This is a genomic window from Sphingomonas arabinosi, from assembly GCF_036663715.1.
In the GTDB taxonomy this organism is placed as follows: domain Bacteria; phylum Pseudomonadota; class Alphaproteobacteria; order Sphingomonadales; family Sphingomonadaceae; genus Sphingomonas.
The window spans coordinates 307,279-328,859 of the sequence record NZ_JAXOJN010000001.1 but is presented as its reverse complement, the minus strand read 5'-3'; the positions used below and the strand labels follow the sequence as shown (position 1 = coordinate 328,859).

At 65.0% G+C, this 21,581-nt stretch carries 18 protein-coding genes; 6 read left to right on the top strand and 12 right to left on the bottom strand.

Features of this window, described 5'->3' with window-relative positions; all coding sequences use genetic code 11:
- The first annotated feature begins 21 nt into the window (after window positions 1-21).
- Both U1708_RS01525 and U1708_RS01520 read left to right on the top strand, forming a co-directional pair.
- The gene (locus U1708_RS01525; RefSeq protein WP_443029905.1) at window positions 22-2,163 is read left to right on the top strand and encodes a histidine kinase dimerization/phosphoacceptor domain -containing protein; all 2,142 of its coding nucleotides are present in this window, start codon (window positions 22-24) and stop codon (window positions 2,161-2,163) included.
- Between the two features lie 325 nt (window positions 2,164-2,488).
- The gene (locus U1708_RS01520; RefSeq protein WP_332742024.1) at window positions 2,489-2,692 is read left to right on the top strand and encodes a hypothetical protein; all 204 of its coding nucleotides are present in this window, start codon (window positions 2,489-2,491) and stop codon (window positions 2,690-2,692) included.
- Between the two features lie 71 nt (window positions 2,693-2,763).
- Here U1708_RS01520 and U1708_RS01515 read toward each other — a convergent pair whose 3' ends face one another.
- The 7 genes from U1708_RS01515 to rpmI all read right to left on the bottom strand — a co-directional run bounded on the left by U1708_RS01515 (window position 2,764) and on the right by rpmI (window position 10,616).
- The gene (locus U1708_RS01515) at window positions 2,764-4,332 is read right to left on the bottom strand and encodes a peptide chain release factor 3 (protein WP_332742022.1); all 1,569 of its coding nucleotides are present in this window, start codon (window positions 4,330-4,332) and stop codon (window positions 2,764-2,766) included.
- A 360-nt stretch (window positions 4,333-4,692) separates the two neighbouring features.
- The gene (locus U1708_RS01510; protein ID WP_332742020.1) at window positions 4,693-5,574 is read right to left on the bottom strand and encodes an aldose 1-epimerase family protein; all 882 of its coding nucleotides are present in this window, start codon (window positions 5,572-5,574) and stop codon (window positions 4,693-4,695) included.
- 173 nt (window positions 5,575-5,747) lie between these two features.
- On the bottom strand, window positions 5,748-8,246 hold the full coding sequence (gene pheT, locus U1708_RS01505; protein ID WP_332742018.1) for a phenylalanine--tRNA ligase subunit beta: 2,499 nt from the start codon (window positions 8,244-8,246) through the stop codon (window positions 5,748-5,750).
- The gene (gene pheS / locus U1708_RS01500; RefSeq protein WP_443029913.1) at window positions 8,243-9,343 is read right to left on the bottom strand and encodes a phenylalanine--tRNA ligase subunit alpha; all 1,101 of its coding nucleotides are present in this window, start codon (window positions 9,341-9,343) and stop codon (window positions 8,243-8,245) included. The genes pheT and pheS overlap by 4 nt, the downstream gene beginning before the upstream one ends.
- Window positions 9,344-9,365: 22 nt before the next feature.
- On the bottom strand, window positions 9,366-9,692 hold the full coding sequence (locus U1708_RS01495) for a GIY-YIG nuclease family protein (protein ID WP_332742014.1): 327 nt from the start codon (window positions 9,690-9,692) through the stop codon (window positions 9,366-9,368).
- 335 nt (window positions 9,693-10,027) lie between these two features.
- Window positions 10,028-10,393: a 50S ribosomal protein L20 gene (gene rplT / locus U1708_RS01490; RefSeq protein WP_056054375.1), complete on the bottom strand. Its 366-nt coding sequence runs from the start codon at window positions 10,391-10,393 to the stop codon at window positions 10,028-10,030.
- 19 nt (window positions 10,394-10,412) lie between these two features.
- On the bottom strand, window positions 10,413-10,616 hold the full coding sequence (gene rpmI, locus U1708_RS01485; RefSeq protein ID WP_031395289.1) for a 50S ribosomal protein L35: 204 nt from the start codon (window positions 10,614-10,616) through the stop codon (window positions 10,413-10,415).
- Between the two features lie 168 nt (window positions 10,617-10,784).
- Between rpmI and U1708_RS01480 the strand changes: the two genes are divergently transcribed.
- Window positions 10,785-12,920 carry an AsmA family protein gene (locus tag U1708_RS01480; RefSeq protein WP_332742010.1) on the top strand — a complete coding sequence of 712 codons (2,136 nt, stop codon included), beginning with the start codon at window positions 10,785-10,787 and terminating at the stop codon, window positions 12,918-12,920.
- Between the two features lie 556 nt (window positions 12,921-13,476).
- Here U1708_RS01480 and U1708_RS01475 read toward each other — a convergent pair.
- The gene (locus tag U1708_RS01475; protein WP_332742008.1) at window positions 13,477-14,319 is read right to left on the bottom strand and encodes an inositol monophosphatase family protein; all 843 of its coding nucleotides are present in this window, start codon (window positions 14,317-14,319) and stop codon (window positions 13,477-13,479) included.
- 90 nt (window positions 14,320-14,409) lie between these two features.
- Between U1708_RS01475 and U1708_RS01470 the strand changes: the two genes are divergently transcribed.
- On the top strand, window positions 14,410-14,949 hold the full coding sequence (locus tag U1708_RS01470) for a peroxiredoxin (RefSeq protein ID WP_332742006.1): 540 nt from the start codon (window positions 14,410-14,412) through the stop codon (window positions 14,947-14,949).
- A 610-nt stretch (window positions 14,950-15,559) separates the two neighbouring features.
- Here the strand turns inward: U1708_RS01470 and U1708_RS01465 are convergent.
- Together U1708_RS01465 and U1708_RS01460 are read right to left on the bottom strand one after the other, a co-directional pair.
- The gene (locus U1708_RS01465) at window positions 15,560-16,177 is read right to left on the bottom strand and encodes a YbhB/YbcL family Raf kinase inhibitor-like protein (protein ID WP_332742004.1); all 618 of its coding nucleotides are present in this window, start codon (window positions 16,175-16,177) and stop codon (window positions 15,560-15,562) included.
- 3 nt (window positions 16,178-16,180) lie between these two features.
- Window positions 16,181-16,693: an Ivy family c-type lysozyme inhibitor gene (locus U1708_RS01460; RefSeq protein WP_332742002.1), complete on the bottom strand. Its 513-nt coding sequence runs from the start codon at window positions 16,691-16,693 to the stop codon at window positions 16,181-16,183.
- 100 nt (window positions 16,694-16,793) lie between these two features.
- Here U1708_RS01460 and U1708_RS01455 point away from each other — a divergent pair, with 100 nt between their 5' ends.
- Complete coding sequence (locus tag U1708_RS01455; protein ID WP_332742587.1) at window positions 16,794-17,219, top strand: DUF1810 domain-containing protein; 426 nt, start codon at window positions 16,794-16,796, stop codon at window positions 17,217-17,219.
- Between the two features lie 79 nt (window positions 17,220-17,298).
- Window positions 17,299-17,424, top strand: coding sequence for a hypothetical protein (locus tag U1708_RS01450; RefSeq protein WP_259457500.1), 126 nt, complete (start codon window positions 17,299-17,301; stop codon window positions 17,422-17,424).
- A 320-nt stretch (window positions 17,425-17,744) separates the two neighbouring features.
- Here the strand turns inward: U1708_RS01450 and gyrB are convergent, their stop codons facing one another.
- Window positions 17,745-20,276 carry a DNA topoisomerase (ATP-hydrolyzing) subunit B gene (gyrB, locus tag U1708_RS01445; RefSeq protein WP_332741999.1) on the bottom strand — a complete coding sequence of 844 codons (2,532 nt, stop codon included), beginning with the start codon at window positions 20,274-20,276 and terminating at the stop codon, window positions 17,745-17,747.
- 505 nt (window positions 20,277-20,781) lie between these two features.
- On the bottom strand, window positions 20,782-21,570 hold the full coding sequence (locus U1708_RS01440) for an OmpA family protein (RefSeq protein ID WP_332741997.1): 789 nt from the start codon (window positions 21,568-21,570) through the stop codon (window positions 20,782-20,784).
- Window positions 21,571-21,581: the final 11 nt, after the last annotated feature.

The following is a 21,581-nucleotide window of genomic DNA, read 5'->3' as shown; positions in this document are numbered from 1 at the left end:
ATCGTCTCTGACTAGGAGACGATGGTGCCGACGAATGCGCCCAACGACATTGGCCTGGACCTGACGGCGTGTGACCGGGAGCCGATCCATATCCCCGGCGCAATCCAGCCGCACGGGCTATTACTGGTTGCAGACGCGGACTCGGGGAAGATTGTTGCGGGCGCGGGCGATCTCGAGGCCCGTCTGTCGGCCAACTGGCTCGGTGGCGATCTCTCGGTCGTGATTGCGCAGGACGTTGGCGCGTTGCTTGCCGAACAGACAGGGCGCAGCGGAACGATCGTGGCGGCACCGGTGACAGGGCTCACCGAACGGCTCGACGTAACGATCCACCGCGACGGCGATCGGCTGCTGGTAGAACTCGAACCTGTCGAGGCGGTCCCGCCGACCGCGGCGCAGATGCTTGGCTTGCTAAACGCGATGGCGACCGGGTTCGAGCGCGCGAGTAACCTCCAGGCGTTATGCGAACGGGCCGCGACTGCATTCCGGCAACTGACCGGTTTCGATCGTGTCATGGTCTACCGCTTCCTGGACGACGAAGCCGGCCGCGTCATGGCGGAGGATCGCGCGCCTGAGTTGGGGACGTTTCTCAATCACCACTTTCCCGCCTCCGACATCCCAAAACAGGCGCGCGCGCTGTACGTGAGAAACCGGACGCGGACGATCCCACAGATCGACTATACGCCTGCAATGTTGCGACCCGCCGGGTTCGAGACGCTTGATTTGAGCGATGTCACGCTGCGCAGCGTGTCGCCGATCCACCTTCGCTATCTGTCCAACATGGGCGTAGCGGCGTCGGCATCGATCTCGATTGTCAAGGACGGGTTGTTGTGGGGGTTGATAGCCTGTCATCACGGCTCACCCAAGGCCCTGACCCCGGACATTCGCGCGGCGTCGGCGACGCTGGCCAGTGGTCTTGCGCGCCAGATCCGCGCGAAGGAGGAGGCCGAGACGTACCGCGAACGGCTGCGGCTACGCGCTGCGGAGGATATGGTAACCCCCCAGCTGGCGACCGAACCAGCCCCGCGCCGTATCGTCACCGCGCTGCGAGACGATCTACGACGAATGTTCGACGGCGACGGGTTTGCCTATGTCGAAGGCGGCATCGTCGATACCGATGGTCGGTGTCCGTCTAAGGACGACATTCTGGATTTGGCTGCTTGGGTGCGCACGCGCGGGGGGATCGAGCCTTTCTCGACGCACGAACTGTTCTCGGTCTTACCTCGTGCGCGCGCCTATTCTTCTACGGCGAGTGGTATTCTCGCGCTGCCCTTGGTCGACGAGGGCGCTATGCTGTTGTGGTTCCGCGCCGAGCATATCGAAGAAGTCAAATGGGCGGGCAATCCGCACAAGGCCGTGTCCGTCGATCCGAATGCGATGCTGACGCCGCGTACGTCGTTCGAGTCCTGGACGCAGTCGGTTAGCGGCCGTTCGCGGCGCTGGACACGCGAAGAGATCGAGGCTGCACACCGTCTGCGTCGGGCATTCCACGACGCGCACGTGAACCAGCGGCTGCGGTCGCTGAACGTCGATCTGCAGCGTACGCTCGCCGACAAGGACGCGTTGATCGCGCAGAAGGACGTGTTGATGAAAGAGGTCAATCACCGCGTCCAGAACAGTCTCCAGCTGGTTGCAGCCTTCCTGTCGTTGCAGGCGAAATCGTCCGACAACGCGCAAGTGAAGGAGCACCTTGCCGAAGCGCAGGCGAGATTGGCTGCTGTCGCGCTGGTGCACCGCAGGTTGTATCGCGACGATCAGGTCGAATCGATCGACCTGTCGCGCTATATCGAAGAACTGGCGGGGGACATGAAGACCTCGCTCGGCGACGACTGGGCGTCGCAGATGACGCTCGATCTGGCACCCGTCCTGGTTGCCACCGATCGTGCGGTGAACATCGGCCTGGTGCTGACCGAACTCGTCATCAACGCTAGCAAATATGCGTATCGCGGACAGGCCGGCCCGATCCAGATCATTCTGGAACAACATCGCAACCGGTTGCGGCTCATCGTCGCGGATCACGGCGTCGGCAAGTCGGGCAACCGAGTAGGGTTCGGCAGCCGAATGATGACCGCGATCGTTGCCGGGCTGTCGGGTACGATCGAACATGACGACAACATGCCGGGCCTGCGCGTGATCCTGAGCGCACCGATAGACGAAGTGCGCTGACGGCTGGGGCAGGCAGCCCGGGCGAGGTATCTGGAACGCGAGGTTTAATTCCCCCGCTTCAAGTCACGGGCAGTAGTCCGGCCTCAACTGGCTATGAGAATTCTTGCGGCGTGGAATAGCACTCGTGCGCTTTGGCAGCGAAAGGTCCCTGCGCTCGGACAAATTCGGGGCTATTCTCACCAGTTTTACCTAAGTAACGCCAAGGGCTTAGCCAATAGAACGGCTATGATGTAATATATAATTCCAAAACGAACGTAATTTTGCTATTCGTCGTGCCAGAAGTCGGGGTCGTTAGATGAATATCAAAGTTATAGTGGCGAGCTTAATGCTCGCTGCTGCGGTTGCAGCCGTGCTGCGGTGGCGGCGCAAACTTGCCCGCGCGCAACGCTATGGCGAGCGCCGACATCGGCAACGCAAAGCTATTCGCCACGAAAACTGGGCAAAGGCCTGGTTGCGAGAAAATCTTGCTCGTCGCATGATCGACAAGCGCCGCTACAGGTCGCCGAGCAGGACCGACCAGACGTTGTGATCCTATAGTAGCGAACGACAGAGTAATGCTTCGAGAAGACAATTCAGGACTTAGTCTGTCGGTCCGGCATATTACCGCTCGCGCGTGGCGGCAAAGCGGATCTTGGCATAGCGTTCGGCGATGTAGTTCACTTCCCACGCGCTTTTCGCGAGGAAGACCGGGTTGCCGTCGCGATCCTTGGCCATCGCGCCGCGGTTGATCTCGGCGAAGGTCTTGAGTTCGAGCGGGTCTTCCGCCGAGATCCAGCGGGCGGTTTCGTATGGCGCGGGTTCGAGACCGGCGGCGACCTTGTATTCCGCGTCGAGCCGCGAGAGCAGCACTTCGAGCTGGAGCTGGCCAACCACGCCGATGATCCAGTTCGAGCCGATGTCGGGGTAGAACACCTGCGTCACCCCCTCCTCGGCCATGTCGTCCAAGGCCTTGCGCAACTGCTTGGTCTTGGTGAAGTCCTTGAGCACCACGCGGCGCAGGATTTCGGGCGCGAAGTTGGGCAGGCCGGTGAAGCGGATCGCGGCCTTTTCGCTGAGCGTGTCGCCGACCCGGAGCGTGCCGTGGTTGGGAATGCCGATGATGTCGCCGGGGAACGCCTCGTCCGCCAGTTCGCGATTCTGCGCGAAGAACAGGATCGGCGAATGCACCGCAATCGGCTTGCCGTGGCCGGTCGGGGTGAGCTTCATGCCGCGCTTGAACACGCCCGAGCAGAGCCGCATGAACGCGATCCGGTCGCGGTGGTTGGGGTCCATGTTCGCCTGCACCTTGAACACGAAGCCGGTGACTTCAGGCTCGTCGGGCGAGACGGGGGCGGGTTCGGCCGGTTGCGCGCGCGGTGGCGGGGCGTAGTCGGCGAGCGCGGCGATCAGTTCGGCAACGCCGAAGTCCTTGAGCGCGGAGCCGAAATACACCGGCGTCAGATTGCCCGCGCGATACGCTTCGGGATCGAAGCTCGAATAGCCGCCCTGGGCGAGTTCGGCTTCGTCGTTCAGGCGGATCATCGCTTCGGGGCTGAGGATCTTGGCGAGGTCTGGATCGTCGATGCCGGTGAACGGGATCGCCTTGCCCATGAACTCGCGGCTGTCGCCTTCGGGCCGGCTCAGCGTGTTGGCGTAGAGATCGTAGACCCCCTCGAATTCGCCGCCCATGCCGACCGGCCAGCTCATCGGGCAGACGTCGAGCTGGAGCATCTCGGCGACCTCGTCGAGCAGCGAGAACGGGTCGCGCCCCTCGCGGTCGACCTTGTTGACGAAGGTGATGATCGGCACGTTGCGCAGGCGGCAGACCTCGAACAGTTTCCGCGTCTGCGGCTCGATGCCTTTCGCGGCGTCGATCACCATGACCGCCGAGTCGACCGCGGTCAGCGTGCGGTAGGTGTCCTCGGAGAAATCTTCGTGGCCCGGCGTGTCGAGCAGGTTGAAGGTGATCCCCTGCCGCTCGAACGTCATCACCGACGAGGTGACCGAAATGCCGCGCTGCTGCTCGATCTTCATCCAGTCGGAACGCGCGCGCCGCGTCTGGCCGCGCGCCTTCACCTCGCCGGCGAGATGGATCGCGCCGCCGAAATACAGGAGCTTCTCGGTGAGCGTGGTCTTGCCGGCATCGGGATGCGAGATGATCGCGAAGGTGCGGCGGGGGAATTGGGTCATGGCGTGGTCCGGGGCGCGAGTTTGGGCTCGCTTGGAAAAAGAAGGTTAGGCCGGGTTAGGCCAAGATGCAGTCCGCGCGCGGTGCGGCGGGATGCAGTTGGAAAACGCGGCGGGCTTGGCGCCGCTCTTGGCAGATGTGGGGCGTGTAGGACAGAGGGGGCTTGGAGCGGGGTGCCTGTCGCTTTGCTGAGGAACCCGCCCTTTCTATTCGGAGCGAACGACGGCCTTGCCTGAAGCGGAGCGCTCTCCCCTCCCTGGAAGGGAGGGGTTGGGGGTGGGTGGGTCAGCTTTGGTCGCAGCCGTGTCTTGATGCGGACGCCGACCCACCCCCTGCCCCTCCCTTTCAGGGAGGGGAGTTCGTCAGTGCTCGGCGGCCAGCGTCACGCTCATCGTGATGGTCTTCGTGTCGCCCGCAGCGATCTCGAAGACGCCGGGTTTGTCGCGATAGTCTCCCGTATAGCCTTCGGGGTCGGCGATGCCGTGCCAGGGCTCGACGCAGACATAGGCCGCGCCGGGTTTGGTCCAGATGCCGAGTTTGGGGGTGTCGGGGAAGGCGATGTGGAGTTGCGGACCGGTCTTGGCGCCGTAGGTCAGCGCGTCGGAATGGATCGGGTCCCAGACCAGCGCGTCCTTGGCGAACAACTCGTCGCGCAGGGCGATGACGCGGTCCTCTACCGGCGAGGAGCGCTCGTCGATGGCGATCTGGCCGTCTGGGCTGATTGCCTTGAGCTTGCCGGGTTCGTCATTGGAGAAGGTGATGCGGTGGTCTGCGCGAGACTCACCGTACGGGAGTGGCCAGGCGAAGGCGGGGTGGAAGCCGAAGCTTGCCGGCATCGCTGCGTCGGTGCGGTTGTGGATTTGCGCTTCGATCACGAGCGTCGCGCCGTCGAGCGTGAAGACGATGTCGAGCGCGAACGCGAAGGGGTAGGCGGCGCGCGTTTCTTCGCTGTCGGTGAGGCGGAAGGTGGCCGACGTTTCGGTTTGCGCGACGACATCGAACGTCGAGTGGCGGGCGAAGCCGTGCTTCTGCATCGGGTAAGCTGTGCCGTCGAGGCGGATCACGCCTTCGTTGACGACGCCGACGACGGGGAAGAGGATCGGCGCGTGGCCGGTCCAGAAGGCCGGGTCGGCGTTGGTCATCAACTCGCGGCCGTCGGCGTCGTGGAGATGCGTGAGCTCGGCGCCGTGGGGGTTGATCCGGGCGGTCAGGTGGTCGTTGGCGATCGTGATCAGGTCGGTCATGGGGTTCCTTCCTTCGGGGGTCGAACGCGCGAGCCTTGATAAGGCTCATCCGCTCCACCCCGGCGAAGGCCGGGGCCCAAGTGGAAAAGCCATGGTAACGAAGCGATCTGCGCCGTTAGCGACGTTCCCCAATTGGGCCCCGGCCTTCGCCGGGGTGGTGCTTGTGGAGCGGGCTAGCCTCTCAGGCTCGCGCCCTGCTTGGCTGCCGCGGCTACCACCTTGTCGGCGATGGCCTTGAGCTCCTCGTCGGTGAAGCTCTTGGCGGTCGGTTGCAGGACGATCTCGACCGCGACCGACTTGTGGCCGTCCTCCACCCCGGCCCCGGTGAACACGTCGAACACGCGGGCGGAGACGATGGCGACCTTGTCGGCACCCTTGACTGCGCGGACCAGTGTGTCGGTGGCAAGCGTCGTGGGGACGAGGAAGGCGAAATCGCGGCGGACGGCTTGGAGAGCCGGGGGCGTGTAGGCTGAGCGGGTGAAGCCGGTGGCACGCTTGGGCGGGATGGCGTCGAGGTAGAGTTCTACCGCGGCCACCGCGCCATCGAGGTCGAACGCTTTCAGCACGGAAGGGTGAAGCATGCCGAAGCTCGCCAGCACCGTCTTGGGGCCGAGGCGGAGCGTGCCGGACTGGCCGGGGTGCCAAGCGTCGCCCGCTTCACCCATGACTTGCAGGTTGTCGACCGGCGCGCCCGAGGCTGCGAGCAGTGCCAGCGCCTCGGCCTTGGCGTCGTAGGCATCGAAGCTGGCGGCCTTGCCCTCGCGCCAACCGCGGGGGCGGCGGTCGCCTGCCAGGACCACGCCTAGCGTCGCTCGTTCGGCATCGGCGAGGTAGCGGCGGCCGATCTCGAACAGGCGCACCGTCTGTGCCCCGCGCTTGAGGTTGCGGCCGGTGGCGGCGAGCAGGCCGGGGAGCAGCGAGGGACGCATGACCTTGAGGTCCTCGCTGATCGGGTTGGCGAGCGTCCAGGCGCCACCGCCGAACGGTGCGGCTTCGGCTTCGGAGAGGAAGCTCCAGGTCACCGCTTCGTCTAGGCCTCGGGCTGCGGCGGCGCGGCGCGCGCGGCGTTCGAGCTTCTGCTCGGGCGTGGCGGTTGGTTTCGCGACGCCGGGCATGCGCGGGAGCGGCGTCGAGGGGATCGAGTCGATGCCCTCGATCCGGACGACTTCCTCGACGAGGTCGGCGGGGCCGTCGACGTCGCGGCGCCAGGTCGGGATCGTGACCGGCCATTTGCCTTCGATCGTCGAGAACAGCGCGTCGCTGAACGCGTCGGCGGACTTGATCGCGCCGATCGTGAAGCCGAGCGACAACAATGTCCGCGCCTGGCGTTCGGGGGCGACGTGGAGGCCGCCGAGGTCTGCGCTGAGGCGCGGATCGTAGTGGATTACGCGGGGTTCGAGCGGGGGTTCGCCCGAGCGTGTGACGTCACTGGCCGTGCCACCGCAGATGTGGAGGACGAGCGCGGTGGCGATCGCGAGGCCGTCTTCGAGGAACGCCGGATCGACGCCACGTTCGAAGCGGCTGCGTGCGTCGGAGGTAAGGGTGAGCTTTTGGCCGGTGCGGGCGATGTGGTCGGGGTCGAAATACGCGCATTCGATCAGCACGTCGGTGGTGTCCGCCGAGACGCCCGAATGCTCGCCGCCCATGATGCCGCCGATGTCGTGCACGGCCGTGTCGTCGGCGATGACGGTCATGGTTTCGTCGAGCGTGTAGGTCTTGCCGTTGAGGGCTACGACCTGCTCGCCGGGCTTTGCCTTGCGCGCGACGAGGCCGCCGGAGAGTTTCGCGCGGTCGTAGACGTGGAGGGGGCGGCCGAGGTCGATCATCAGATAGTTGGTGATGTCGACTAGTGCGGAGATGGGCTTCTGGCCGATCGCGGTGAGGCTGCGGCGCATCCATTCGGGGGATTCGCCGTTGGTCACGCCGGTGACGGTTTGGGCGAAGAAGGCGGGGCAGCCTTCCGGGTCTAGCGTCGCGACATCGGGTCCGGATCCGGTCCTTGCTCCGTCATTGCCGCGACGGCGAGGATCGAGTTCACCGGTTGCGCTTGCCGCACCTTGGGTCCCGGCGTCCGCCGGGATGACGGACTGGGAGGGAATGACCAGCGGGGTAAGGGTGCCGAGGCCGGCAGCAGCGAGGTCTCGCGCGATGCCGCGGACGCCCATGCAGTCCTGGCGGTTGGGGGTGATTGCTACGTCGATGACCGGGTCGGTTAGGCTGGCATAATCGGGGTAGGCAGCGCCGATCGGAGCGTCTTCGGGAAGTTCGATGATGCCGTCGTGATCTTCGCCGAGTTCCAGTTCGCGCGTCGAGCACATCATGCCGTTGGATTCGACGCCGCGGATGCTCGCGAGTTTCAGCGTGACGTCGAGGCCGGGGACGTAGGCGCCGGGTGCGCCGAACACGCCGACCAGACCGGCGCGGGCGTTGGGCGCGCCGCAGACGACTTGCAGCGGGCCGTTACCGGCGTCGACCGACAGGATCTGGAGCTTGTCGGCCTGCGGATGGCGTTCAGCGCTGAGCACCTTGGCGATCTTGAACGCGGCGAGCTTTTCGCCGGGGTTCTCGACGCCTTCGACTTCGAGGCCGATGCGGGTCAGCGCTTCGACGATCTGGTCGAGCGTGGCTTCGGTGTCGAGGTGCTGCTTGAGCCAGCTGAGTGTGAACTTCATGCGCCGACTCCGCCGGACAAAGTGGGGACGTCGAGGCTCGAAAAGCCGTAATGCTTGAGCCAGCGGATATCGCCGTCGAAGAACGGGCGGAGGTCGTCCATGCCGTATTTGAGCATAGCGAGGCGGTCGATCCCGCAGCCGAACGCGAAGCCCTGCCATTCGTCGGGGTCGAGGCCGCAGGCTTCGATGACCTTGCGGTGGACCATGCCGGAGCCGAGGATCTCGAGCCAGCCATCGGGTTCGGCGCCGCCGACGACGCGCTTGCCCTTTACCAGCGTGTAGCCGACGTCGATCTCGACCGACGGCTCGGTGAACGGGAAGTAGCTGGGGCGCAGGCGCAACACGATGTCGTCGCGCTCGAAGAACGCCTTCACGAACGTTTCGAGCGTCCATTTGAGGTGGCCGAGCGTGATGCCCTTGTCGATGACGAGCCCCTCGACCTGATGGAACATCGGCGTGTGCGTCGCGTCGGAATCCGAGCGGTAGGTGCGGCCGGGAGCGATGATGCGGATCGGGGGTTTCTGCGACAACATCGTGCGGATCTGGACGGGCGACGTGTGCGTGCGGAGGAGCATCCGCTTCGCGGGCTCACCTTCGGCCGCATCAGCGTCGTCTAACTTACCATCTGACGACGCCATATAGAACGTATCGTGCATCGCACGCGCCGGGTGGGACTCAGGGATGTTGAGCGCGGTGAAGTTATGCCAGTCGTCTTCAATCTCGGGGCCGGTCGCGACCGCGAAGCCGAGGTCGGCGAAGATCTCGGCGAGTTCGTCCATGACCTGACTGACCGGGTGGATCGTGCCGGCGGGCGTCGCGTCCGCGGGGAGCGTCATGTCGAGCGTTTCGCTGGCGAGGCGCGCGTCGAGTGCGGCGCGTTCGAGGGTCGCCTTGCGCTCGGCGATGCCGTTGGCGACGGCTTCGCGGAGGCCCTGGATCAGCGGGCCCTGCACGAGGCGTTCTTCCGGCGTCATCTTGCCGAGCGTCTTCAGCAGCGCGGTGATCGTGCCCTGCTTGCCGAGCGCCTCGACCCGGCACGCGTCGAGCGCGTCGAGGCCGGACGCGGCGCCGATCGCCGTCAGCATGTGTTCGCGCATCTGGTTCAGGTCTTCGGTCACGTCATACTCCCAGGGGTTCGGCCATGCGGGGCAGGCCCAGCCCGATACCCAGATCGTCCCAATTTTCGTTGCGCGCTTCGATCAGCTCGATCTTCCACGCCCTTCGCCATTCCTTCAGCCGCTTCTCGCGAACGATCGCGGCCTCCATACTGTCGAACATCTCGTAATAGGCGAGACGCTTGATGCCGTACCGGCGAGTGAAGCCGGGGATCAACCCCTCTCGGTGCTGAACGAGCCTTGCGAGCAGGTTTGAGGTTACGCCGATGTAGAGCGTGCCGTGGCGGCGGGAGTGGAGGATGTAGACGCACGGCTGGAAGGTCTCGCGCATTTTTGGGCTCCCCTTTTTGCCCGCTCGATCGCTGTGGAGCGCAACAAAGCGTGACACTCCAAAACCCCGTCATCAAAAGCCCCGTCATCCCGGCGGACGCCGGGACCCACGGTAGCGGGCCGGGTGATGGTAGCACGTTATCGCTGGGTCCACCGTAACCATGGGTCCCGGCGTTCGCCGGGATGACGGATAAGTGCGTGGGACCACGGAGGTTGGGGAGGTTGGGCGATCTGTGCGCCCACGCGCCGTTCGCGCTCACGAACCAAGCCCAAACGCAGAAAGGGCGCCGGTGGTCTCCCACCGACGCCCCCCCCGAACCTCACCTCAGTCGCTAATTACGCGGCCTGGGGGAGTGCCGCCTTCACCTGGGCGACGATCGCGCTGAACGCAGCGCCCTCGTGCATGGCGATGTCGGCCAGGACCTTCCGGTCGAGCTCGATCCCTGCAAGCTTCACGCCGTGCATGAACTGCGAATACGTCAGACCCTCGGCGCGAACGCCGGCGTTGATGCGCTGGATCCAGAGGCCACGGAACGTGCGCTTCTTAACCTTGCGGTCGCGGTAAGCGTATTGTCCGGCCTTCTCGACAGCCTGACGGGCGATGCGGATGGTGTTCTTGCGACGGCCATAATAGCCCTTCGCCTGAACCAAAATACGCTTGTGCTTGGCGCGGGTGGTAACACCCCGTTTTACGCGTGCCATTGTCTAATTCCTTCTCAGCTCAACGCAGGCCGTAAGGCGCCCAGGCCTTGACCGCTGCGGTATCGGCCTTCGACAGCAGCTTGGTGCCGCGGTTCTGACGGATGTACTTGCCGTTGTGATGCGCCAGACGGTGACGCTTGCCGGCGACGCCGTGCTTGAGCAGGCCGGTGGCGGTGAGCTTGAAGCGTTTCTTGACGCCGCTCTTGGTCTTCAGCTTGGGCATTTTTATCCTTTCGGTTACGAAGGAGGACGCTGAAATCGCCGCGGCAGCCCACACTGGCCGGGCGATTCGTCGAACGCGTTCCCTTCGAGGAAGCGGGCCGCATAGACGCAATGATCCGCCATATCAACCGTTGTGGAACTGACGCGCCCGTCGTGCGATAGGCCAAGCATGGACGACAGCCCGACGCAGCCGATCGAAACCCCTTCCGCGGCCCCGGAAGCAGCGTCCGCGCAAAAACGTCGCAAGCGGCGGATCATCCGCAACATCCTGCTGGGGATCGTCGCGGTCATCGTCGCGATCTGGCTGGTGCTGTACATTACCAAGGGGCGCTTCCTGAAGCATCCGTTCGAGCGTGTCGTCGGCTCGCTCACCCACCGGACGCTCACCGTCCGCGGCGATTTCCAGCTCTATTTCGCGCCGTTCCGCATCAAGCTGTACGCCGAGAACTTCACGCTCTCGAACCCCGACTGGGCGAGCCGGCCGAACCTGTTCCGCGCGGACAAGCTCGACACGCGGATCGCACCGTTGTCGCTGATATTCGGCAAGCGGCGGCTCTATTGGCTCGATCTCGTCAACGGCGACGTCGACCTGGAGTGGAACAAGGCGCACAGCGCGAATACCTGGACGTTCTCCGAGAAGAAGGGTGGCAAGCCGCTCGAGTTTCCGCGGATCGACGTCGCGACGGTGACAGGAACGTCGGTGCGCTATCTCGACCCGCGGATGCGGATCGTCGCGGACCTGAACATCGCCGACATCCGATCGGTCGATGCAACGATCGGGCGTGCCGTGGGGGTGACAGGCAGAGGGCGGCTGCGCGAGACGCCGTTCACGCTGACCGCGCAACTCCTGTCGCCGGATGCGACCGCCAATCGGGGGCAGAACAAGCTGGTTGCGCGGGCAAGGGCGGCGGGCAACGTGATCGACGTCGCGGGCACATTGCCGAGCATCGCCGATGTCGAGAACGTGCCGCTCGCCGTCACCGCACGCGGCGCCAATCTGTCGACGCTGCTGGGCGTGATCGACGTCGCGATCCCGAACACGCGGACGTACAAACTGCGCGCGCAGCTCATCAAGCAGGGTGACGAATACGCCTTCACGCATCTGCGGGGCGTTGCCGGCCGGACCGATCTCGCGGGCAAGCTAACGATCGTCAACGGCGAGCGCATCCATCTCGATTCGGTCCTCACGACCAAGAGCCTCGACATCATCGATGCAGCGCCGTTCATCGGCTTCAATCCCGACATCGTCGAGTCGAAGGGCGCGGTGGCAGCCGCCGCCGCGACGGGGGCCGCACCGCAGCGCCTGCTACCCGACGGAAATCTGCCGGTCGCGACGATGCAGATCTTCGATGCCGACCTGAAATGGACGATCGGGGTGGTGAGGTCGCGCAACCTGCCGATCTCTAACGTCGACCTCACGCTCGACCTGGAGCGTGGGCGGTTGGCGCTGTCGCCGCTGACCTTCTCGATGGCACGCGGCAACGTGGCCTCGGACGTCATCTTCGATACGCGCGCGCGGCCGAGCGCGGTGTCCTACGACATCCGCCTTGCACCGACGCCACTGGGTCGGCTGCTCAAGGGCTATGGTTTGACCGAGGCTGGGACGACCGGGACCGTCAAGGGTCGCATCAAGCTCGACGGACGCGGCGACTCGATCCACGATTCTCTGGCGTCGTCGCGCGGGCGGATCGCGTTCGTGCTGCCGTCGGGGGCGCTATCGGTGCGTAACGTGCAGCTCGCCGAGCTCGACATCGGCACGTTTGCGCAGCGAATGTTCCAGGGCAAGTTGGACGAGCCGGTACAGATCAATTGCGGACTGATCGGCTTCACCGTGCGCGGCGGGGTCGCGGCTGCGGACCCGATCCTGATCGACACGCGCAAGAACGTGATCGTCGGCCGCGGTGGGTTCAGCTTCCGCAATGAGGCAGTCGACTTGGCCTTCCGTGCGGATTCGAAGAAGTTCAGCCTGTTTGCCGGGCAGTCGCCGGTCGGAGTCGAGGGGATGTTCGCGGCACCGAAATTGAACGTGATCTCGAAGGATCTGCTTGCGCGGGTCGGCAGCGGGCTTGGGCTCGCGTTGGCGGCGACGCCGGTCGCGGGGATCCTGGCGTTCGTCGATGTCGGCGATGCGAAGTCGACCGCGTGCGGTCCGGTGTTGGCCGGGGCCACGGCGGCGGCACAGCGGACGACCAAGGGCCAGTCGCGTGACGACGTGGGGCAAGGGACGACCGCCAAGGCTGAGGACGGGAAGACGAATGCTGCGGAGAAGAAGGGGCAGCGGAAGAAGTTTCTGGGGATTTTCTGAGGAAATGGTGGCGAACTTTACGGTCCCTTCCCTACCTTGCTCTTCCTGGAGTCGCGTGAGCGTAGGTTTTAGGGGTGGGGCGCGCAAAGACTGCTAGCGTTTCGTATCCATGGGTCCCGGCGTCCGCCGGGATGACGGATCGGGTGTGAGCGAGGCTTGGTGGTGGACATGTGGGCCGGTTGTTGGCCTTGGCCGGTTGTTGCTCGTAGGTGTGTGAATGGGCTGTTCGGCTGGATTGTGACGTTCGAGTTGGAGAGCGGCCTGGCTACCACGTTGCCATTGCGAAGCATTGATCGCTCACCACGCGCGCCCGTCACCCCGGCGGACGCCGGGGCCCATGGTTGGGTCCGCTCAGACGGATAGCGCTCCGTGCCCGTGCGTCCCGGCGTCCGCCGGGATGACGGAGGGGGGTGGTGATGTAGGGGCGTTGCGGGTTTGCGATGACGCCATTTGCTCCCTACCCGCTTGCAGGGTTGGGAAGGGCCGTTCGCGTACCGGACGCCAGTACGTACGTCGTGCCATCCCCTAGCCCCTCCCAAAGGCGGGAGGGGAAATTTTACCCGTGGGCGTGACCGTCGTGACCGTCGTGATTGTGCCCGTCATCCTGCAACCGGTGCATCGCCTCAAGTACGTCATCCATCCGCGCCGGATCGCCGATCGCGAGCACGTGACCTTCGCTGTCAGCCGTCAGCGGATCGCCGTTCCAGTCGCACATGCGGCCGCCTGCCCCTTCGACCACCGGCACCAAAGCCGCGAAGTCGTAAAGTTTCAGGCCCGACTCGCAAACCACGTCGAGATACCCGCTCGCGAGCAGGCCGTAATTATAGCAGTCGCCACCATAGACCGGCCCCTGCCGCGGGTTGCCGCCCGAGATCGCAGCAACGAGTGCCAAGTAATGCGGCACGTCGACCTCGTCGAACAAATGCGGGCTGGTGGTGGCGATCGTCGAGCCTGCCAGTTCGCGGCAGGTGCGCGTCCGCACGGGAACGCCGTTGAGCGTCGTTGGACGCCCCGCGACACCGACCCAACGCTCGCGCTGGATCGGCTGGTCGATGATCCCGAGCACCGGCCAGCCATCCTCGACCAGCGCAATGAGCGTGCCGAAGATCGCGCGCCCCACTGTGAAGCTGCGCGTACCGTCGATCGGGTCGAGCACCCATTTGCGGTTGGTGACGCCCGGCTTCTCGCCAAACTCCTCGCCGACGATGCCGTCACCCGAGCGTTCGGCATCGAGCAACCGGCGCATCGCCGACTCGGCCTCGCGGTCGGCGCGGGTGACGGGGGACTGGTCGTCCTTGATTTCGACGCCGTGCTCGTGGCGGAAATAGGGTCGGATGACGTGGCCCGCGGCATCCGCAAGGCGGTGCGCGAGATCGATATCGGCTTGGGTTACTGGCATATTTCCAGCCTATCGAGCGCAAGCGTCACGGGCAATGGACGGATCGCTCGCACCGGCGTAGGTCATTGCGATCTAAACGGAGTATCGTTCATGCGCCTCGTCTCGACACTTGCTACCGCCGCTGCCCTCCTCGTCGCGACGCCTGCGCTGGCGGCACTCGCGCCCGGCGCCAAGGCTCCGGATTTCACCACGCGCGGCGCGATCGCCGGCAAGGTTTTCACCGTCCACCTCGCCGACCAGCTGAAGAAGGGCCCGGTCGTGCTCTACTTCTTCCCGGCGGCCTACACCGGCGGCTGCAACGCCGAGGCGCATGCGTTTGCGGAAGCGATCCCGGCCTTCACCAAGGCAGGCGCCACCGTGATCGGCATGTCGGCCGACAATGTCGAAACGCTTAGCAAGTTCTCGGCCGAGAAGTGCGCGGGCAAGTTCGCGGTCGCCAGCGCCGGGCCTAACGTGGTCAAGGGCTATGACGTCGCGCTTGGCAAGCAGATGGCAGGGCGCGACATCACCAAGCGCACCAGTTACGTCATTGCCAAAGACGGCCGCATCGCGTTCGTACATGACGAGATGAACCCCGAGGCGCATGTCTCGACGACGCTCGCCGCGGTCCAGAAGCTCCGGGGCCGGTAATGATTGATACCGGACCGGCAAATACCTGCCGGTCCGGTGACATTATGCTGACGCCAACGACCTGCACGGTCACGGCGTCGGCGACCGCGTGCTGACCGCGATCGGTCAGCGATGGCGGCCGAAACCCCGTTCCAGCGTGCCGTCCAGTTTCTCTATTACTGCCAAGAAAGATGGTCGCGATCGGGTTTGCGCGGGGTGATCCCGGGAATTGGCGCAATGTGCGACGAAGAGGTGGTGAGTTTTACCAACTCGATCTTCATAAAATCGAGAAGTCCCACGAAATCAACGAAGTAAGAAACTGGCACGGGCCATGCAAATCATTCGATATCGGCAGCCGGATGGTCCGGCGCCCGACCATCGAAGGAATATTTCATGTCGATCCGTTTCGAAACCGCTCAGCGCATCGCCTTCTCGCTCGTCGGCGCATTGTTCTTTGCAGCCATCGCAGTCGGCACCGCCGTCCCGATCATCCCCATCGCCTGATCGAGACACACCATGAACCGCAGCATCCTCATTGGCCTGATCGCTTTTTCGACCACCGTCCTGCTGATCGCCACGCATACCGGCGGCGCGCTCGCCTGAAAACCGAGGCGCCGACCCGGCGACAGGTTCAGGCAGGCGCGCCGACCCCCACCGGTCCGACCGGTGCTTCTTCCTCGCGCGAATAGGTACCGATCAACAGCCCCGCCGCCAGCACATGGCCGGTGATGGCCTCGATCACCGCCGAACGCCCGGGCGTTGCGCCGACCTCCCCTGCCCCCGCGCCGATCGCGAAGACCTGAAACGCATAGCGGTGCTCGCCATGACCGCTGGGCGGATCGGGCGGCAACCAGCCTTCGCGCAGATAGGAATTGCGGCCGATGTCGCGACTGTTCGCGTCGCCCTCACCGTCCGCGGCGATCGCGCCCTCCGCCAGATGACCCGCGTCCGCTTCGAGGCCCCAGATGATCGCGTGGACCAGGGGTTGCGGGGTCGGGGCATCGGCATCCTCGACGATCAGCACCATGCGTTCGGTCCCGGCCGGCGGTTCGCTCCACACCAGTGGCGGCGATATGCCCTTGCCGTCCGCGGTGAAGCGAGGCGGCAACCGAGCTTCGTGCGCAAACGCCGGGCTGGTCAGGTTCAACGTGTCGAAGTTTTCGCCGAGCTGGACGATCGCGAGCTTGTCGATACCGGCGCGCAGGCCGCTCATCGCGTGGCCCAGCCAGGTGGGGATATGTTCGAGCATGGCTTATCCTTCGGAAGGGCAGGTTTCGGCCCGACGCGCAGGCGCCGCGCCATCATACCAGTCGCTCTGTGAGCCCATCTTGGCCGCGTCGTGGTAGCAGACCTGAGTCTTGCCGCGCTTCGGGTCGACGATCACCGTCCAGTTGTGGTTGCCGCAATTATTCTCTTCGCAGCCCCAGGATGCGACCCGGTCACCCATCTTGAAAACCGGCGTCGCCGGCCCCGAGCGACCGCGGATCATCTCGCGCAGCTTCGCGTCGCCGACCGCGTTGACGAGGCCGGTCGCGACATCGGTGCGGTCGAAGAAATCGACGCCGCCGACCGCATCATGGGGGTATTTCCCGACATAGGCGGTGATCGGCGTGGTCTGCGCCTGCCCTGCGATCGGCTTTGGCGCGCGAGTTTCAGGGGGAACAAAACCGCTGGGCGACGCGGTCTTGGTGGGATCGTCGTTGCGACCGCATCCGCCGACGAGCAGCGGCGCCGCGAGCAGCGCGACCGCGATTGCCCTCCTCATGATCGCACCGTCGTCATTGCCTGATCTCCTGAACCTCTCCTGCAACGCATCGACCGGCAGCGTGGTTGCGGAGGCTATGCGGTGCGACCATGTCGGGCGGATGAAGCATGATCTCGATCGTTTCGTCACGGCACAGGACGGTGTCTATCCGCAGGCGCTGGCGGAGTTGGAGCGCGGAGCGAAGCGCAGCCACTGGATGTGGTTCATCTTCCCCCAGATCGCCGGACTGGGGCAAAGCGCAATGGCACGAACCTATGCGATTGCCGGGGCGGACGAGGCTCGGGCCTATCTCGCGCATCCGGTACTTGGACCGCGACTGATGGCGGTGACGCAGGCAGTTTCGGCCGCGTCTGGATCCGCCGAAGCGATCCTCGGCGGCATCGACGCAGTGAAGTTGCGGTCGTCGATGACGCTGTTCGCAGCGGTTGCTGACGACCCGACGTTGTTCCGCGCCGCGCTCGACCGGTTCTTCGGTGGCGAAGACGACGGGGCGACGCTGGACCTGCTTGCGTCGAGGCCTCGATAAGACGCCTCAATAAGACGGGTGTATCGTTAGCGAAAGGTGTAGCATCGCCGCGGGGCCTTCCGCCCCGTGAGGTGTGGTCATGGCCAAGAGCCAGAAGAAATCGAGCAAGGAAGTTCGCAAACCCAAGGCCGAAAAAGCGCCCAAGGCGAATGCGTCGAACCCGACCACCAAGGGTAAGCCTGTTGAGATGACCACGCTCAACTAGGGCGTTTGGCTGGGCACCGTCGTTCCTGTTCGACGGTCGCTTGGCGCATTCAGTCCCCGTCATCCTGACGAAAGTGAGGATTCGGGGTAACAGGCGTTGATCGTCTGGGCTCTGGATCCTGACTTTCGTCAGGATGACGGGGTTTTGAGGCGCGTGGCTTACTTGCCGCTCGTAGAAACTTGGGATGTTATCGTGGCTTATGTTGAGTTGCGGCGCCTCTGACTCGCTGCCTCGCTTGGCACGCGCAGTTCGGACCACCAGCCAGCTACCCCGACTGCTCCGCATAGACCGCCTTCCGACGGTCTATGCGAAAACCGCACTCAGACGTCGAGGTTGGCGACGTTGAGCGCGTTGTCCTGGATGAACTCGCGGCGGGGTTCGACGACTTCGCCCATCAGCTGGGTGAAGATCTCGTTCGCGCTCTCGGCGTTGAGCGCCGTCACGCGCAGCATCGAGCGGACCGACGGGTCGAGCGTGGTTTCCCAGAGCTGTTCCGCGTTCATTTCGCCCAAACCCTTGTAGCGCTGGATCGCGAGGCCTTTTCGCCCTGCGGTCAGGATCGCGTCGAGCAGGTGGCTCGGGCGCGAGACCTGGGTCGAGCCGCGTGCGGCGACGGCGGTGACCGAACCGATGACGCCGGCACCAGCCTCCGCACCCTCCTCAGCCTCGAGCTCTTCGGCCTGCGTGGCCTTGCTGGCGGGGATAAGGTTCGAGGTGTGTGCGTAGCTCTCGGCGTGCTCGCCCGACAGCGCATGCAGCTTGCGCGCTTCGGCCGACACCAGGAAGCTCGCCTCGATGATGTGGTGATCGGTGACGCCGCGCCAGGCGCGCTGGAAGTGGATGCCGCCGTCTTCGGTGAGCACCGCGGTCCAGCGAGCATCGCCGTCGTCGAGTTCGAGACGACGCGTGACGATCTCCAGACGCGAGGTGCGGTCCTCGACCGACGCTTCCGGATCAAACACGCCGCCGAGCGCGAGTGCCTCGATCATCCCGGCGTCGTAGCGCTTGGGAACGTAGCGCATCAGCGTCCGCATCCGGCGCGCGTGATCGACCAGATCCTTGAGGTCGCGACCCGAACGACCGCCGCCGGGACCGTCGAGCACCATCGTATTGACGCCTGCATCGACCAGATACTCGTCGAGCGCCGCGTCGTCCTTGAGGTACACCTCGGACCGACCCTTGGTCGCCTTATACAGCGGCGGCTGGGCGATGTAGAGGTACCCGCCCTCGATGATCTTGGGCATATGACGGTAGAACAGCGTCAGCAACAGCGTGCGGATGTGCGCGCCGTCGACGTCTGCGTCGGTCATGATGACGATCTTGTGGTAGCGCAGCTTGTCCGCGTTGAAGTCGTCGCGGATGCCGGTGCCCATCGCGGTGATGAGTGTGCCGATCTCGCGGCTCGACAGCATGCGGTCCTCGCGAGCGCGCTCGGTGTTGAGGATCTTACCGCGCAACGGGAGGATCGCCTGGAAATGGCGGTCGCGGCCCTGCTTGGCCGAACCGCCTGCCGAGTCACCCTCGACCAGGAACAGCTCGGACTTGGCGGGATCGCGCTCCTGGCAGTCGGCGAGCTTGCCGGGTAGCGAGGCGATGTCCATCACGCCCTTGCGCCGCGTCAGTTCGCGGGCACGCTTGGCGGCCTCGCGGGCTGCGGCGGCGTCGATGATCTTGGCGACGATCGCCTTGCCGTGCGCAGGGTTTTCCTCGAGCCATTCGGCCATCTTGTCGGCCATCAGGCTTTCCAATGGCTGGCGGACTTCGGACGAGACGAGCTTGTCCTTGGTCTGGCTGCTGAACTTCGGATCGGGCAGCTTGACCGAGACGATCGCGGTCAGGCCTTCGCGCATGTCCTCGCCGGTGAGCTGGACCTTTTCCTTCTTCAACATGCCCGATTTCTCGGCGTAGTTGTTGAGCGTACGCGTCAGCGCGGCGCGGAATGCGGCCATGTGCGTGCCGCCGTCGCGCTGCGGAATGTTGTTCGTGAAGGCGAGGACGTTCTCGTAGTAAGAATCATTCCACTGGAGCGCGACGTCCATCGTGACGTCGTCGCGCGTGCCGCTGATCGCGACCGGCTCGGGCATCAACGGCACCTTGGCGCGATCGAGATACTTCACGAACGCGGCGATCCCGCCCTCGTAATAAAGCTCTACGGTCTTCAGTTCCTCGTGCCGCGCGTCGGTGAGGAACAGGCGGACGCCCGAGTTCAGGAAGGCGAGCTCGCGGTAGCGGTGTTCGAGCTTGTCGAAGTCGAAATCGGTGATCTTGAAAGTGGCGGGCGACGGGAAGAAGGTGACGCGCGTGCCCTTCTGGCCTTCGGTCGCGGGGCCGACGACCTTGAGCGGCGCGACCGCATCGCCGAACGCGAAGCGCATGTAATGCTCCTCGCCGTTGCGCCAGATCGTCAGGTCGAGCCATTCGCTGAGCGCGTTGACGACCGAGACGCCGACGCCGTGCAGGCCGCCCGAGACCTTGTACGCGTTCTCGTCGCTGGTGTTCTCGAACTTACCGCCGGCGTGGAGCTGGGTCATGATGACCTCGGCTGCGGAGACGCCTTCCTCGGTGTGGATGCCGGTCGGAATGCCGCGACCGTTGTCGGTGACGCTGACCGAGCCGTCGGCGTTGAGGACGATGTCGATCCGGTCGCAATGCCCGGCAAGCGCCTCGTCGATCGCGTTGTCGCTGACCTCGAACACCATGTGGTGGAGGCCGGAGCCGTCGTCGGTATCGCCGATGTACATGCCGGGGCGCTTGCGCACTGCGTCGAGGCCCTTGAGGACCTTGATCGAGTCGGCGCCGTAATCGCCCATGTTCGGGAGGTTGGGATTATTGGATTCAGGGTTGGATGCCATGACAAGTATATAGGCATCGGACGGCCGAAACGGAAGCGAAATGGCCGGGGCGGGCTGGGGTGCGCTGGAGTGAAGTATAGGAAGTATAGACGCTGGGAGCGTTTTGTCGGGGGTGTGGTGTTCGGGGGTCGGGCGGGTTGGTTTTGTGGGGGTTGGGTTCGCCATGCGGGGAGGGTGACAGGGTGGGGTCGTGTAGGACAGCGGTTCGGAGGCGGCACCTTGCCCCCCTCCCTGGAAGGGAGGGGTTGGGGGTGGGTTGGCTGGCTTGAGCCACGGCGGTTCGGACTTTGGGGAAACCGACCCACCCCCGGCCCCTCCCTTCCAGGGAGGGGGGCAGCTTTTCCCTGATCTCTCTCCTCTCGGGGAGAGGGAGGGAGAAACCTTTGGCGACGGAAGGGTGAGGGGGCGTTGGGATGAGCCGTTCCGAGCCTCACTCCCCTCTCCCTTCCCACCGCAAGGGCGGCGGGCCCCTTCCCTCTCCCCGTGGGGGAGAGGGAGACTTGCCTCAGAAGCGATCGGCGCGTTGGCCTAGTAGGGTTACCTCTACGCGGCGGTTTAGTCGCATGCCGGCTGCGGTCGCATTGGTCGCGACGGGATCGCGCTCGCCGTGGCCGACGACGCTGAAGCGGGCGCGGACTACGTCCATGTCGTCGAACGCCTGGCGGACGCTGGCTGCGCGGCGTTCGGACAGGTCCTGGTTGTGCGCATCGGTGCCGCGCGAATCGGTGAAGCCGTCGATCGACACGCGGACGCCGGGGTTGGCGCGCAGATAGCGGGCGAGCGGGCGCAGTTTCTCGATCGCGCCGGGACGCAGCACGGCGCTGTCGGTGCGGAACAGCACGTCTTCCTGCAGCGTCAGCGTCGCGCCGCGCGGGGTCTGGCGGAAGCCGTAGTTGCGCATTGCGCCGCGATCCCAGGTCGTGGTCGTCTCGACCACCGTGGTGCCGCCGCCGCGATAGCCGCGCGGATCGCGGCCATAGGCATCCCAGTCGAACCGGTCGCGGCGGGGCCCGGCGATGCGGGCGAATTCGCGGTTGGCGTCGTCGGCTTCCTGGCGGTTGATCCGGCCGTCGCCGTTCGCATCGAAGTTCGGCATCACGAACGCACGGCCGCGCGGGCTGTCGCGGAGTTCGGGGAACAGGATCGGCACGCCGGCCCCGACCAGCCGATAGCCCGGGCGCGTCCATGGCGCAGTACGCGGGTCGAAACGCGCCTGGTCCTGCGCGAGCGCGGGCGCGACGGTCGCGGTCGCCATCAGGATGCCGAGGGCGGTACGGGCAATATTCAGGGGCATCGTGAACTCTC

Excerpts from the sequence above, each read along its gene's own strand:
- U1708_RS01525 (WP_443029905.1), top strand. The coding sequence starts at position 22 with ATGGTGCCGACGAATGCGCCCAACGACATTGGCCTGGACCTGACGGCG.
- U1708_RS01520 (WP_332742024.1), top strand. The coding sequence starts at position 2,489 with ATGCTCGCTGCTGCGGTTGCAGCCGTGCTGCGGTGGCGGCGCAAACTT.
- U1708_RS01515 (WP_332742022.1), bottom strand. The coding sequence starts at position 4,332 with ATGACCCAATTCCCCCGCCGCACCTTCGCGATCATCTCGCATCCCGAT.
- U1708_RS01510 (WP_332742020.1), bottom strand. The coding sequence starts at position 5,574 with ATGACCGACCTGATCACGATCGCCAACGACCACCTGACCGCCCGGATC.
- pheT (WP_332742018.1), bottom strand. The coding sequence starts at position 8,246 with ATGAAGTTCACACTCAGCTGGCTCAAGCAGCACCTCGACACCGAAGCC.
- pheS (WP_443029913.1), bottom strand. The coding sequence starts at position 9,343 with ATGCGCGAACACATGCTGACGGCGATCGGCGCCGCGTCCGGCCTCGAC.
- U1708_RS01495 (WP_332742014.1), bottom strand. The coding sequence starts at position 9,692 with ATGCGCGAGACCTTCCAGCCGTGCGTCTACATCCTCCACTCCCGCCGC.
- rplT (WP_056054375.1), bottom strand. The coding sequence starts at position 10,393 with ATGGCACGCGTAAAACGGGGTGTTACCACCCGCGCCAAGCACAAGCGT.
- rpmI (WP_031395289.1), bottom strand. The coding sequence starts at position 10,616 with ATGCCCAAGCTGAAGACCAAGAGCGGCGTCAAGAAACGCTTCAAGCTC.
- U1708_RS01480 (WP_332742010.1), top strand. The coding sequence starts at position 10,785 with ATGGACGACAGCCCGACGCAGCCGATCGAAACCCCTTCCGCGGCCCCG.
- U1708_RS01475 (WP_332742008.1), bottom strand. The coding sequence starts at position 14,319 with ATGCCAGTAACCCAAGCCGATATCGATCTCGCGCACCGCCTTGCGGAT.
- U1708_RS01470 (WP_332742006.1), top strand. The coding sequence starts at position 14,410 with ATGCGCCTCGTCTCGACACTTGCTACCGCCGCTGCCCTCCTCGTCGCG.
- U1708_RS01465 (WP_332742004.1), bottom strand. The coding sequence starts at position 16,177 with ATGCTCGAACATATCCCCACCTGGCTGGGCCACGCGATGAGCGGCCTG.
- U1708_RS01460 (WP_332742002.1), bottom strand. The coding sequence starts at position 16,693 with ATGAGGAGGGCAATCGCGGTCGCGCTGCTCGCGGCGCCGCTGCTCGTC.
- U1708_RS01455 (WP_332742587.1), top strand. The coding sequence starts at position 16,794 with ATGAAGCATGATCTCGATCGTTTCGTCACGGCACAGGACGGTGTCTAT.
- U1708_RS01450 (WP_259457500.1), top strand. The coding sequence starts at position 17,299 with ATGGCCAAGAGCCAGAAGAAATCGAGCAAGGAAGTTCGCAAACCCAAG.
- gyrB (WP_332741999.1), bottom strand. The coding sequence starts at position 20,276 with ATGGCATCCAACCCTGAATCCAATAATCCCAACCTCCCGAACATGGGC.
- U1708_RS01440 (WP_332741997.1), bottom strand. The coding sequence starts at position 21,570 with ATGCCCCTGAATATTGCCCGTACCGCCCTCGGCATCCTGATGGCGACC.